Here is a 12,478-nt window from a genome sequence, read left to right as displayed (position 1 = left end):
CGAGCGCGCCGGCGGCGACCGCGAGCGGCGTGGCGAGCGCGCCAAGCGTCGCCCAGAACGTCAGCCCGGCTGCGCGCGCGGCCCGAAACCGGTCCCACAGCGCGGCCGCGATCAGCAGCGCCATCAGAACCTGCGCGAAGAAGGTCTTGAAGATGAAGGAGGCGAAGAAATAGGCGGCGCGGCCGGAATTGACCGCGCTCATGGCCTTGAGATCGGCGGCGTAGGCCGTGACGATCCCCGTGGTCGCCTGAAGGATCGCCAGCGCCACGGCCGCGAGCGCGAGGCCGAGCGCCGCGATCGTGCGCCAGTCGGCGCGGAACGTGGCGAGCGCAAGCACGGGCGCGAGGACGACGCCGACCGTGACGATCTTCAGGAAGAACCCCAGCAGCAGAGCGTAGGCCAACAGGGCGCCGTCCACCGCCGTGACGCGCGGCCCGCGGCCGAACACGATCGCGAACCAGACCAGTGCGAGGCCGCTCGCCAGCCGGTTGTAGCTGGCGTGGTGCGAGACGCCGTAGAAGTCCGACATGAACAGATCGACCGGCGCCAGCGCGATGAGCGCGGTCAGCGCCAGAAGCGCGAGCGCGGCGAGACGGCCGGGCGCGCGGGCCAGCGCCGCGATCAGCAGCGGCGCCAGCAGCAGGAAGCCCACCAGCTGCGCGCCGGCCAGCGTCGGCAGATCCGGCCACAGCCGCGAGGCCCACAGCACGCCAAGATAGGGCTGGACGCCCGTGGGCAGGTGGAAATCCACATGCGGCGTCAGGCCGGCGGCGAACCGGCGCGCGCCGTCCTCCAGAAACAGCAGGTCGTTCGCGACCGCGCCGGCCAGACTGTTCGGAAAAGCGGTCCAGACCGCCCAGTAGGCGATCGCGACCAGCGCGACCGCAAGCGCCGCCGCCCAGGGCGCGAGGCCGCCCGTCGAAATGTCACGCTGGTCCATGCCGTCCGGCCTCCGGGGGCCAAGCGGCGCGCCCCCTCACGGGCTGACCGTCATAGCGCAGGAGAATGGCCGGACCGTTAAACGTGCCGCGCGGACGCCGGCCCTGCGAACGCTCGGCGTTCAGGCCGGCTTCGACTTGCGCACGTCCTTGATGTCGGTGAAAGCCACGGAGGCCCAGCGCTCCTGCGCGCGGTTCATCTGGAAGGCCGAGCCCGCCAGCAGCACCGGATCGCCGTCGAGGTCCTCGGCGAGGCTCGACCGGTTGCCGGCCAGGAACTCGTCCAGATCGGTTTTCTTTTCCGCCGAGACCCAGCGCGCCAGCGCGAACTGGCTCTGCTCGAAGCCCACCTCGACGCCGTATTCGCTCTTGAGCCGGTCGGTCAGCACGTCGAGCTGAAGCGGGCCGACGACGCCCACCAGCGCGGGCGAGCCGTCGAACGGGCGGAACACCTGCACCACGCCTTCCTCCGCCAGCTCCTGCAGCGCCTGCTTCAGCTTCTTGGCCTTCATGGCGTCTTCGAGCCGCACCCGGCGCAGGATCTCCGGCGCGAAGCTCGGCACGCCGAGAAACGAGATGTCCTCGCCCTCGGTCAGCGTGTCGCCGATGCGCAGCAGGCCGTGGTTCGGGATGCCCACCACGTCGCCGGCGAAGGCCTCTTCGGCGAGCTGCCGGTCCTGCGCGAAGAAGAACTGCGGCGCATGCAGGCCGATGGTCTTGGCGGTGCGCGTCAGCCGGGCCTTCATGCCGCGGGTGAGCTTGCCGGAGCACAGCCGCGCGAAGGCGATGCGGTCGCGGTGGTTGGGGTCCATGTTGGCCTGGACCTTGAAGACGAAGGCGGTCATCCGGTCCTCGTCCGGCTTCACCGCACGCTTGTCCGCCTCCAGCCCCTGCGGGCCGGGGGCGAGATTGGCGAGGCCGTCCAGCAGATCGCGCACGCCGAAATTGCGCAGCGCCGAGCCGAAGAACACCGGCGTCAGATGGCCCTCCCGGAAGGAGGCGAGCTCGAACGGCTTCAGCGCCCCGCGCGCCAGCTCCAGCTCCTCCTGCGTCTCCTCGGCGCGCGAGGGCGGCACCAGCCCGGCCAGCGCGTCCTCGCCGGTTCCCGCCACGTCGCCGCCGCCGTCCACCAGCCGGATGCGGCCGGTGGCGAGCTCGTAGGTGCCGGCGAAATCGCGGCCGCGGCCGATCGGCCAGGTCAGCGGCGTGGCGTCGAGCGCGAGCGTCTTCTCGATCTCGTCGAGGATCTCGAACGGGTCGCGGCTCTCCCGGTCCATCTTGTTGATGAAAGTCACGATCGGGATATCGCGCAGGCGGCAGACCTCGAACAGCTTGCGGGTGCGCGCCTCGATGCCCTTGGCGGCGTCGATCACCATCACCGCCGAATCCACCGCGGTGAGCGTGCGGTAGGTGTCTTCCGAGAAGTCCTCGTGGCCCGGCGTGTCCAGCAGGTTGAACACGCAGTCGCGGTACTCGAACGTCATCACCGAGGTGACGACCGAGATGCCGCGCTCCCGCTCGATGCCCATCCAGTCGGACTTGGTGCGGCGGCGCTCGCCCTTGGCCTTCACCTGCCCTGCGAGCTGGATCGCGCCGCCGAACATCAGCAGCTTCTCGGTCAGCGTGGTCTTGCCCGCGTCCGGATGGCTGATGATGGCGAAGGTGCGCCGCCGCGCGACCTCGCGGGCGAGCGGGGTCGAAGGGGCGGACAATGCGGCGTCGGTCATGGAGGAGATCGTCAAGCGCTCGGCGGCTGGTGTCGGAACGCGGCGACGCAGGCCCGGCCCGTCGGCGTCTCGCCGTCGCGGGCCCGGGCCGAAACGCCCGAACCGCCGCGGATGCCTCGCATGAGAGGCCGCCGGACGCAAGCCGCGTCCCGCCGCGCTAGGGCGATCGGCGCGCTTTGAAAGCTGTCCCGGAACGAAACATTTGGTCAGACGTTTTACCCCCGCAAAAGGTGTTTTTCGGGGTCTTGATAATGTTGTCCTATCTTGACGGTGATGACGGCGACGTCGTCACCGTATACTCCCGGCTTGTCGCCATCGGCGGTCTGTGCGTCGGCCAGAACGGCCAATGGCACTGGGCGTTGTTCGCCCTGCGCCGCATGGATTTCGACGACGGCGCCCACGCCGATCCCCTGGGCGGCATGGCGCCGTCTCGCGAGCACGCCCTCGCCGCCCTCAAGGAGCGGTGGGCGCTCTGGCTGGAGGACGCCGGCCTTGTCATCCCGACGCCAGCTCACAGCTAGCGCCGTCCGGCTCCCGACCCTCGCCGGCCGCAAGCGCGGACAATTCGCCGTCGTCCACCGTGTCGAGCCGGAACACCACCACCGTACGGGCGCTTCGGGCGTCCTGCATGGTGGCCTTGAGCGCCAGCGCCTCGGACGCCTTCTCCACCGTGTGACAGGACTGCGAGCCGCCCGGCTCCATAACGATGAAAGGCATTTGGCTCCCGCTCCGACCTCGCATGCGCGGGAGATGAATTAGGGCGATTTCTGGATTTGGCAGCGCCCGGCCACTATACTTTAGAATGAGCGGACCGGACGGCGCTTCTGTCCGATCCGCGCTGTCTTGCCCGTCAGGCTCAGGCCTTGCCGCTGGCGACCTTGTCGAGACGCGCGCGCATCTCGGCCATCTCCTTGCGGAGCTCGTCCAGCTCGCCGACGGTCTTGTCCTCGGACCGGGGCGCGGCAGGCTCGGCCGCGGTTGGCTCCGCCTGTCCGGGAAACGCCGTGAACATGCGGAAGGCGCGCTCCATGATCGTGGCGTTGACGCGCATCTGCTCCTCGACCGCGTTCTGGAACGACGCACCGCCGAAGGCGCCGAGCGTGGCGCGCATCTTGTCCTGGTCGCGCGTCAGCGCGCCCATGGACAGCTCCAGATATTTCGGCACGAAGCTCTGCACGCTGTCGCCGTAGAAGCGGATCAGCTGCCGCAGGAAGGTGATGGGAAGCAGATTCTGCCCCTTGTTCTCCTGCTCGAAGATGATCTGGGTCAGAACCTGATGCGTGATGTCGTCGCCGGTCTTGGCGTCCACCACGTGGAAGTCCTCGCCCTTCTTCACCATGGCGGCGAGGTCTTCGAGCGTCACGTAAGTGCTCGTGCCCGTGTTGTAGAGCCGCCGGTTGGCGTACTTCTTGATGGTGATCGGATCCGACGTACTCGACATGTTGGCGCCTTGCTTGAGCCTTTTTGCGCCGGCGTTTTTCCCGGCGTTCCCGGCCTGTCCTCCCGCGCCGCGGCGCATGCGTTCATGGCCGGGGCCATTCAAGGGTAAGGCGAAAATCTGACGTTCGCCAGATTTTTGTGCACTGCGGAGGCGTCTTAGACCTGTGTCGCATGATGTTCGCCTGCTCCGGCTAGGCCTTTGGGCGAGGTCGCGGGCAAATCGACATTGGTTGTCTTGACGCCGTCGAGCCCCCGTTCCGATAACTCGACCACCCCGCCGCGATCTTGCGGCGCAGCGACATGACCTGAAGCCCGGAGGACTGAGCATGGCCGAGACCGACGTCGTCATCGTGGGAGCCGCGCGCACCCCGGTCGGCTCCTTCAACGGCGCCTTCGCCACCGTTCCCGCCCACGAGCTTGGCAAGATCGCCATTCAGGCCGCACTGCAGCGCGCCGGCGTGGAGCCGGGACAGATCTCCGAGACCATCCTCGGCCAGGTGCTGACCGCGGGTCAGGGCCAGAACCCGGCGCGGCAGGCCTCCATCGCCGCCGGCATCCCGATCGCGGCCTCCGCCTGGGGCATCAACCAGGTCTGCGGGTCGGGCCTGCGCGCCGTGGCGCTCGCCGCCCAGGCGATCCGCAACGGCGACAGCGAATTCGTCGTCGCCGGCGGACAGGAGAGCATGAGCCTCTCCAACCACGCCGCGCATCTGCGCGCCGGCGCCAAGATGGGCGACCTGAAGTTCATCGACACCATGATCAAGGATGGCCTGTGGGACGCCTTCAACGGCTACCACATGGGCACGACCGCGGAGAACGTGGCCACCCAGTGGCAGATCACCCGCGAGCAGCAGGACGAGTTCGCCGTCGCCTCCCAGAACAAGGCGGAAGCCGCCCAGAAGGCCGGCCGGTTCAACGATGAGATCGCCCCGGTCACCGTGTCCTCCCGCAAGGGCGACGTGGTGGTGGATCAGGACGAGTACATCCGCCACGGCGCGACCCTCGACGCCATGACCAAGCTGCGCCCGGCCTTCTCCAAGGACGGCACCGTCACCGCCGGCAACGCCTCCGGCATCAACGACGGCGCGGCCGCCCTCGTCGTCACCTCCGCCGCCAAGGCCGCGGCGCAGGGGCTGAAGCCGCTCGCCCGCGTCGCGAGCTGGGCGCAGGCCGGCGTCGATCCGTCCGTGATGGGCTCCGGCCCGATCCCGGCCTCGCGCCTCGCGCTGGAGAAGGCCGGCTGGTCCATCGACGACCTCGACCTGATCGAGGCCAACGAGGCCTTCGCCGCTCAGGCCTGCGCGGTGAACAAGGACCTCGGCTGGGACCTCAACAAGGTGAACGTGAACGGCGGCGCCATCGCCATCGGCCACCCGATCGGCGCGTCCGGCGCGCGCGTGCTCGTCACGCTGCTGCACGAGATGATCAAGCGCGACGCCAAGAAGGGCCTCGCCACGCTCTGCATCGGCGGCGGCATGGGCATCGCGCTCACCCTCGCGCGCGACTGACGCCTCACGATCTTCGGCCGGCCGCCGATCGCGGCCGGCGCCTTTTCGAATGCTCCGACGGGCGGCGGCGACGGCGCCCGAACGCTCACATATAACGTTTTGGGAGGACAACATGGCCCGCACTGCGCTCGTCACCGGCGGCACCCGCGGCATCGGCGAGGCGATCTCGATCGCGCTGAAGAACGCCGGCTACAACGTGGCCGCCACCTACGCCGGCAACGACGAGAAGGCGAACGCCTTCAAGGCCCAGCACGGCATCGCCGTGTTCAAGTGGGACGTGGCGGACCCGGAGGCCTCGGCCGCCGGCGTCGCCAAGGTGGAGGCCGAGGTCGGCCCGATCGACGTTCTGGTGAACAACGCCGGCATCACCCGCGACGGCATGTTCCACAAGATGAGCTTCGAGCAGTGGCGCGAGGTGCTCAGCACCAACCTCGACTCGATGTTCACCGTCACCCGTCCGGTGATCGACGGCATGCGCGAGCGCGGCTTCGGCCGCATCATCAACATCTCGTCCATCAACGGCCAGAAGGGCCAGATGGGCCAGGCGAACTACTCCGCCGCCAAGGCCGGCGTGATCGGCTTCACCAAGGCGCTCGCGCAGGAGAACGCCCGCAAGGGGATCACCGTCAACGTGATCGCGCCGGGCTACATCGCCACCGACATGGTGATGGCGGTGCCGGAGAAGGTGCGCGAGGGCATCATCGCCACCATCCCGGTCGGCCGTCTGGGCGAGGCCGAGGAGATCGCCGAGGCGGTGGTCTATCTGGCGGGCGACAAGGCCGGCTTCATCACCGGCTCCACGCTGACCGTGAACGGCGGCCAGTACATCGCCGGCTGACCAAGGCCCGCGGCCTCCACTGCGACGGCCTGAAACGACAAAAGCCGCGGCGTCCGGATACGGACGCCGCGGCTTTTGCTTTTGGGGCGGAACGCCCGGTCGGCAGACGCCTTACTTGACGATCAGGACCACGACGCCGCGGCCGGCCTTGGAGTCCAGCTCGGCGGCGGTCAGCTTGCCGTCCTTGTTCTTGTCCGCGGCGGCGAAGCGCTTGCGGGCGATCGACAGCCACTCGTCGACCTCGAGGGTCTTGTCGCCGTCCTTGTTGGCCTTCTTCCAGTCGGCGGCGGTCAGGCGGCCCTTGGTCTCGTCCGGCTCAAGGGTGGAATCACCGTCCGGGTTGATCTCGTTGTAGAGCTTGGCGGAGAGGTGGATCACCTCGGCGAGCTCCAGCGTGTCGTCGCCGTCCTTGTTGTAGGTCTTCAGCACCTCGGCGCCCGAGGGAATGGTCTGCGCCATGGCGGGCGCGACGGCGAAGAGCATGGCGGCGCCGGCGAGCAGGCTCAGGGTCTTCATGGGTCAGGCTCCAAAAAAATAATAAGAAATTCCGCGCCTTGGCCGACGGCCTTGGTTGCTCGTTATGTAGGGCAATCTAAAAAATAAGAAAAGAATAAAGACGAACGCCCCGTCATCTTGTCGCGGCGCCGTGAACGCCGTCCCGGCGCGGAGAGAACGCCCGAGATCGGGGCCCGCGCCCCGGCGTCATGGCCCTTTCCCTCGTCAAAACGACGGGAGCGGCGGACGGCTCGCTCCCGAGCCCCGCCGCCCCTCGGGCGCGCGACGGCGAGGCCGGCTTGGTTCGTCGTCAGCCCGGCTGGTCGGCTTTCGCCAACCGGCTCGCCTGCTCCACCCAGCGCTCCCGGCTGATGCGGCCGGCCGGGGTCACCCGGGCGTCGAGCGCCGCGCGCTCCTCCGCGGTCAGGCGGGCGAGCTGCCAGAAGTGGAAGATGCCGGCCTCGTTCAGGAACTGCTGCAGCTTCGGACCGACGCCGTCGATCCGGGTCAGGTCGTCCGACAGCGGCCCGTGTTCGGCCGCCTCAGGCTCCGGCGCCTTGGACGCCGCGGCGGGCTTGGCGGCGGAGGACTTGGACTCGGAGGACTTGGCGGCGGCAGGCTTGGAATCCGCCGCCGGCGTCTCGGGGAACAGGTCCGGCGCGGCGGCGGCGACCGGAGCCGCCGGCTCGGCCGGCTGCGGCGCGGGCTTGGCGGCCGGCTTCTCGCGCGCGAGGCCAGGCTCGTTCGACAGGATGAAGTCGTGGATGCGCGGCGCGATCTCGGCCCGGAAGCGGGAGCCGTTGAACACGCCGTAATGACCCACCTTCTCCTGCAGGTAATGGGCGCGCTTGTCGTCGGACAGGCTTGAGCACAGCGTGTGCGCCGCCTGCGTCTGGCCGACGCCGGAGATGTCGTCGCGCTCGCCCTCCACCGTCATCAGCGCGCAGCGGGTGATCTTCGAACAGTCCACCGGCTTGCCGCGATGGGTCATCTCGCCCTTCGGCAGCGCGTGGCGGATGAACACGGTGTCCACCGTCTGCAGGTAGAACTCGGCCGTCAGGTCCATGACGGCGAGATACTCGTCATAGAACTCGCGGTGCTTCTCGGCGGAGTCGCCGTCGCCCTCCACCAGATGGTTGAAGAAGTCGTTGTGAGCGCTGAGGTGCCGGTCGAGGTTCATGGACACGAAGCCGGTGAGCTGCAGGAAGCCCGGATAGACCTGCCGCATCACGCCCGGATGCGGCCAGGGCACCATGGTGATGACGTTGGAGCGGAACCAGTCGATGCCGCGGTCGATCGCGACCTGGTTCACCGCGGTCGGGTTCTCGCGGGTGTCGATCGGCCCGCCCATCAGCGTCATGGAGCGGGGCGTGTAGGGATCGCCCTCCGCCTCCATGCGGGCGATCGCCGCCAGCACCGGCACCGCCGGCTGGCACACCGCCATCACGTGGCAGTCGCCCTTCAGGAAGTGGAAGATGGAGATCAGGTAGTCGATGTAGTCGTCGAGGTCGAAGGCGCCCTCGCTCAGCGGCACCACCCGCGCGTCGGTCCAGTCGGTGATGTAGACCTCATGGTCGGGCAGCATCGCGTCGACCGTTCCGCGCAGCAGCGTGGCGTAATGGCCGGACATGGGAGCCACGATCAGCAGGTTCGGCTGCTTGCGCGCGCCGCGCGGCAGCGCCCGGTCGAAATGGACCAGATTGCAGAACGGCCGGCTCCACACCGCGCGCTCCGTCACCACCACGCGCTGGCCGCGCACCAGCGTGGTGGGCAGGCCGAACTCGGGCTTGCCGTAGCGGCGGGTGGCGCGCTCGAACACCTCGCACAGGGCGCTGACCTTGCGGCCCCACGGCGTCTGGGACAGCGGATTGCCGGGGCTCTTGAAGTAGCTGCGCCCCGCCTCCGCCATCGCCCGCGCGGGCCCGAGCGAGCTCTGCACCGCCTCGTACATCCAGTAGAGCGGCATGGTCGCGGTCGATACGCCCCACTCCACCGAGGCCGGCGCTCCGCCGAACTGACCGATGCCGCTTTCCGTGGTTCCACGCACCATGGGACTGATCCTTCGCGATGCTGCGGCGCAATAGCCTGAAATCGGACGATTCCGCCGATCCGCCCCCACGTCAATGGTCCCATCGTTGCGGGGGGCAGCGCGCGGCCTCAGACCTCTGTATAGACCTTAAGCGTTCCCGCCCCGCAGAAGGACCTCCCGTGGCAGCCACCGTCACCCCCCAGGACCAGCGCCTTCTCGTCCGACACGGCCTCCGGCTCGACACGCTGGTGCGGCTGCGGTGGCTGGCGGTGGCGGGCCAGAGCGCGGCGGTGGTGGTCGTGCACGCCTGGCTCGCCTTTCCGCTGCCGCTCGGCGCCTGTTTCGCCGCCATCGCCCTGTCGGCCGCGCTCAACGTGGCGCTCCGGCTGCGCTACCCGGTCACCCACCGGCTGACGTCGAACGAGGCCGCGGCCCTGCTCGGCTACGACGTGCTGCAGCTCGCGGCGCTTCTGTTCTTCACGGGCGGGCTCGAGAACCCGTTCGCGGTGCTGTTCCTCGCGCCGGTGATGATCTCGGCCACCGCCCTGCCCCCGGCCACCACCGCCTCCCTCGGCGTCCTGGTGATGGGCGCCGCGACCGTGATCTCCATCTGGCGCTGGCCGCTGCCCTGGCGCGCGCCGGAGCCGCTGGCGATCCCGGAGCTCTATGTGGCGGGCATCTGGACCGCGCTGCTGCTCGCGCTCTGCTTCATCGGCGTCTACGCGTGGAGGGTGGCGGAGGAAGGCCGGGAGCTCAGCCAGGCGTTGACGGCCACCGAGCTGGTGCTCGCGCGCGAGCAGCATCTGTCGGCGCTCGACGGCTTAGCGGCCGCCGCCGCCCACGAGCTCGGCACCCCCCTCGCCACCATCGCGCTGGTGGCGAAGGAGCTGGAGCGGGCTCTCACCCCCGGCCCCCACGCCGAGGATCTGGCGCTGCTGCGCGGCCAGGTGGCCCGCTGCCGGGACATCTTGAAGAAGCTGACCTCGCTCGACGAGCACGACGCCCCCTTCGACCTTTTGACCATGAATCTCCTGCTGGAGGAGATCGTGGCCCCGCACCGCGATTTCGGCGTGGCGCTGGAGGTGGCCTTCGAGGGCGCGCCGGACCAGGCGCCGTCCTGGCGGCGCAATCCGAGCGTGCTCTATGGCCTCGGCAACATCGTGGAGAACGCGGTCGACTTCGCCGAATCCCGGGTGCGCCTCGCCGTGCGCTGGGACGAACGGGAGGTGGCGATCGAGGTGGCCGACGACGGGCCGGGATTCGCGGCCGACGTGCTGGCCCGGCTCGGCGAGCCTTACGTCTCGACCCGCTCCTCCGACCACGGCCACGACGCCGAGGCCGGCGGGCTCGGGCTCGGCTTCTTCATCGCCAAGACCCTGCTGGAGCGCTCGGGCGCGCGGCTCGACCTCGGCAACGCCGCCGCGCCCGAGAACGGGGCGGTGGTGCGCGTGACCTGGCCGCGGGCGCGCTTCGCCAGCGGGCTCGATCCGGCCGGCGCCGACGCGCGCCGTTGACGCGGGAGGCGAGTGTTGCTAGGAGACCGGCACTCGCGGCGGGCGGCAAGCTCGCCGCTCGTCGTTTGTTCGAGACGCCGCGCCGGTCGCACAAGGCCCGCCGCGTCCGTGACCTGAAGGATCAAGACGCCCATGGCCAACACGCCGTCGGCCAAGAAGGCCGTTCGCAAGATCGCCCGCCGCACCGCCGTCAACGGCGCCCGCCGCAGCCGCATGCGCACCTTCCTGCGCAAGGTCGAGGAGGCGATCGCCTCCGGCGAGGCCGGCGCCGCCCAGACGGCGCTGCGCGCCGCCGAGCCGGAGATCATGCGCGCGGCCCAGAAGGGCGTGCTGCACAAGAACACCGCCTCCCGCAAGGTTTCGCGCCTCGCGGCCCGGGTGCGCGCCCTGACGGCGTGATCGCCTGATTTCATCGTCTGCTGAAAAGCCCGGCCTCGCGCCGGGCTTTTTGCGTTTCAGCCGTCCGCGGCGCGCGCGCGCCGCATGGCGGCATGCCAGAATCCGGCTTGACTCGGGGAATCCCGCATCACGTCCCGCGCCGGTTTCGCGCCTCCGCCGCCGATCAAAAATACGCCTTCATTTTCATGCACTTGGCGACAAGACGTCGAATGGATGACGGAATCTCGACCGCGGAGGGAGGGATTCCGAAGCGCCCGATAAAGATTCTGGAGAGGCCGCGAGAGCTGCTTCGCGGCGCGCCGTCAATGCGATTTTGCTGGCTATGCAGAGGTTTGAGCGTCGGGCCCGAAAGGCCCGCCCGCCGGGTCCCGCCGACCGCGACCGATTCGCTCATCGGCGGCCATTGCGCCCCCCGGACCCCCTGTGTATCTTCCAATCCATGGAGACGCCTTAACTACTTCTTCACTTCGAGAAAGCAGTAAGCGCAGTTCTCACAAGAGAAAACAAAGATAGCGCCCCAGAACTACACGCAATCCTTGTCTTCTCACCCACACAACTTGTCCGAGTAGCCTCGACGGCGATGAAGATCGGCACCGATCTTCCGCGCTCGACGACGCTTCCGCAATCCACTCGTACGACGGAGCGTCGGACGTCAGTCCGGCGATGGCCCTTCATGTCTCAAGCGCGCGGTCCTTACGCTGGCGACGTGTCTCCCCAGGACGCCTGGGCGACGATCAGCGCGGAGCCGGCCGCGGCGTTGGTGGACGTGCGCACCAGCGCCGAATGGTCCTTCGTCGGCGTGCCGGACCTGTCCTCGCTCGGCAAGCGCGCGGTGCTGCAGGAGTGGCAGACCTTCCCGTCCATGCAGATCGACCCGGACTTCGCGGAGAAGACCGCCGCCGCCCTGAAGGCCGCGGGCCTGGACGAGACCTCGCCGGTGTTCTTCCTGTGCCGCAGCGGCGCCCGCAGCCAGGGCGCGGCGGCGGCCCTCACCGCGCTCGGCTGGAGCCGCGCCTACAACGTCGTCAACGGCTTCGAGGGCCCGCTCGACGGCGAGCGCCAGCGCGGCCATGTGGGCGGCTGGAAGGCCGACGGCCTGCCCTGGCTCCAGAGCTGACGCGGCGCTCCGCGCCTCGGCCCTTTGTCTTTCGCCCTTCCGATCGATCGTCGACCCTTTTAGTCCCCCGGAGAGGTCCGATGCTCCCTGCTTCGTCCGAACGTTTCACGCCCTCGTCGGCCGCCGACCACGGCGCCGACCATGAGGCCGCCTGGCGTCGGGCGACCGAGCGGCTGCGCGCGGAGTATGGCGAGGACGTTTATACGAGCTGGTTCGGCCGCATCGCGCTGGACCGGGTCGAGGACGGCGTGGCCCATCTGTCGGTGCCGACCCGCTTCCTGAAGAGCTGGATCCAGTCGCATTACGTCGACCGCATCACCGCCGTTCTGGCCGAAGAGGCGGCGGAGATCGCCCGCATCGCGCTCGGCGTGCGGGTCGCGGCCCCGAAGCTCGCCGCGAGCGCCGGCGACGTGGTGGTGGCGCCCGCCCCCCGTTTCGAGCCCGAGGAGCGCGCCCAGACGTCCGCCGCCGCC

Annotated in this window: 13 protein-coding genes; 7 read left to right on the top strand and 6 right to left on the bottom strand. The window is 69.3% G+C overall.

What is annotated here, in order from left to right; translation table 11 throughout:
* Both ACFQ4O_RS10200 and ACFQ4O_RS10195 read right to left on the bottom strand, forming a co-directional pair.
* Window positions 1-940, bottom strand: a 940-nt coding sequence (locus tag ACFQ4O_RS10200) for a hypothetical protein (RefSeq protein WP_378775587.1), incomplete at its 3' end; no start/stop codon positions are given.
* Between the two features lie 120 nt (window positions 941-1,060).
* Window positions 1,061-2,665 (bottom strand): peptide chain release factor 3, encoded by a 1,605-nt coding sequence (locus ACFQ4O_RS10195; protein ID WP_378775586.1) that lies wholly within the window; start codon window positions 2,663-2,665, stop codon window positions 1,061-1,063.
* 251 nt (window positions 2,666-2,916) lie between these two features.
* On the opposite strand from ACFQ4O_RS10195, the gene ACFQ4O_RS10190 reads away from it, so the two are divergent.
* Complete coding sequence (locus tag ACFQ4O_RS10190) at window positions 2,917-3,186, top strand: hypothetical protein (protein ID WP_378775585.1); 270 nt, start codon at window positions 2,917-2,919, stop codon at window positions 3,184-3,186.
* Here ACFQ4O_RS10190 and ACFQ4O_RS10185 read toward each other — a convergent pair.
* Both ACFQ4O_RS10185 and phaR read right to left on the bottom strand, forming a co-directional pair.
* Entirely contained in the window at window positions 3,161-3,382 is a 222-nt protein-coding gene (locus ACFQ4O_RS10185) for a hypothetical protein (RefSeq protein ID WP_378775584.1), read from the bottom strand. The two genes, ACFQ4O_RS10190 and ACFQ4O_RS10185, sit on opposite strands and share 26 nt — an antisense overlap.
* Window positions 3,383-3,521: 139 nt before the next feature.
* Window positions 3,522-4,106 carry a polyhydroxyalkanoate synthesis repressor PhaR gene (gene phaR / locus ACFQ4O_RS10180; RefSeq protein ID WP_378775583.1) on the bottom strand — a complete coding sequence of 195 codons (585 nt, stop codon included), beginning with the start codon at window positions 4,104-4,106 and terminating at the stop codon, window positions 3,522-3,524.
* Window positions 4,107-4,431: 325 nt separating this feature from the next.
* Between phaR and ACFQ4O_RS10175 the strand changes: the two genes are divergently transcribed.
* Both ACFQ4O_RS10175 and phbB read left to right on the top strand, forming a co-directional pair.
* Window positions 4,432-5,613 carry an acetyl-CoA C-acetyltransferase gene (locus ACFQ4O_RS10175; protein WP_378775582.1) on the top strand — a complete coding sequence of 394 codons (1,182 nt, stop codon included), beginning with the start codon at window positions 4,432-4,434 and terminating at the stop codon, window positions 5,611-5,613.
* A gap of 112 nt (window positions 5,614-5,725) precedes the next feature.
* Window positions 5,726-6,451 (top strand): acetoacetyl-CoA reductase, encoded by a 726-nt coding sequence (gene phbB, locus ACFQ4O_RS10170; protein WP_378775581.1) that lies wholly within the window; start codon window positions 5,726-5,728, stop codon window positions 6,449-6,451.
* Window positions 6,452-6,562: 111 nt separating this feature from the next.
* On the opposite strand, the gene ACFQ4O_RS10165 is transcribed toward phbB, so the two are convergent.
* Both ACFQ4O_RS10165 and phaZ read right to left on the bottom strand, forming a co-directional pair.
* Complete coding sequence (locus ACFQ4O_RS10165) at window positions 6,563-6,967, bottom strand: hypothetical protein (RefSeq protein ID WP_378775580.1); 405 nt, start codon at window positions 6,965-6,967, stop codon at window positions 6,563-6,565.
* Window positions 6,968-7,256: 289 nt separating this feature from the next.
* A complete protein-coding gene (phaZ, locus tag ACFQ4O_RS10160; protein ID WP_378775579.1) occupies window positions 7,257-8,996 on the bottom strand; it encodes a polyhydroxyalkanoate depolymerase in 1,740 nt (579 codons plus the stop codon).
* Between the two features lie 158 nt (window positions 8,997-9,154).
* Here phaZ and ACFQ4O_RS10155 point away from each other — a divergent pair, with 158 nt between their 5' ends.
* The 4 genes from ACFQ4O_RS10155 to ACFQ4O_RS10140 form a co-directional block, all read left to right on the top strand.
* On the top strand, window positions 9,155-10,489 hold the full coding sequence (locus ACFQ4O_RS10155) for an ActS/PrrB/RegB family redox-sensitive histidine kinase (RefSeq protein ID WP_378775578.1): 1,335 nt from the start codon (window positions 9,155-9,157) through the stop codon (window positions 10,487-10,489).
* 132 nt (window positions 10,490-10,621) lie between these two features.
* Complete coding sequence (rpsT, locus tag ACFQ4O_RS10150) at window positions 10,622-10,888, top strand: 30S ribosomal protein S20 (RefSeq protein ID WP_378775577.1); 267 nt, start codon at window positions 10,622-10,624, stop codon at window positions 10,886-10,888.
* A 673-nt stretch (window positions 10,889-11,561) separates the two neighbouring features.
* Window positions 11,562-12,005 (top strand): rhodanese-like domain-containing protein, encoded by a 444-nt coding sequence (locus ACFQ4O_RS10145; RefSeq protein WP_378775576.1) that lies wholly within the window; start codon window positions 11,562-11,564, stop codon window positions 12,003-12,005.
* Window positions 12,006-12,085: 80 nt separating this feature from the next.
* The coding region (locus ACFQ4O_RS10140) for a DnaA N-terminal domain-containing protein (protein ID WP_378775575.1) at window positions 12,086-12,478 on the top strand (393 nt) is incomplete at its 3' end.

The organism is Methylopila musalis (assembly GCF_042679725.1).
Lineage (GTDB): Bacteria > Pseudomonadota > Alphaproteobacteria > Rhizobiales > Methylopilaceae > Methylopila > Methylopila musalis.
Note: the sequence above shows the minus strand (reverse complement) of the source record. Positions and strands in the feature narration are given on the sequence as shown.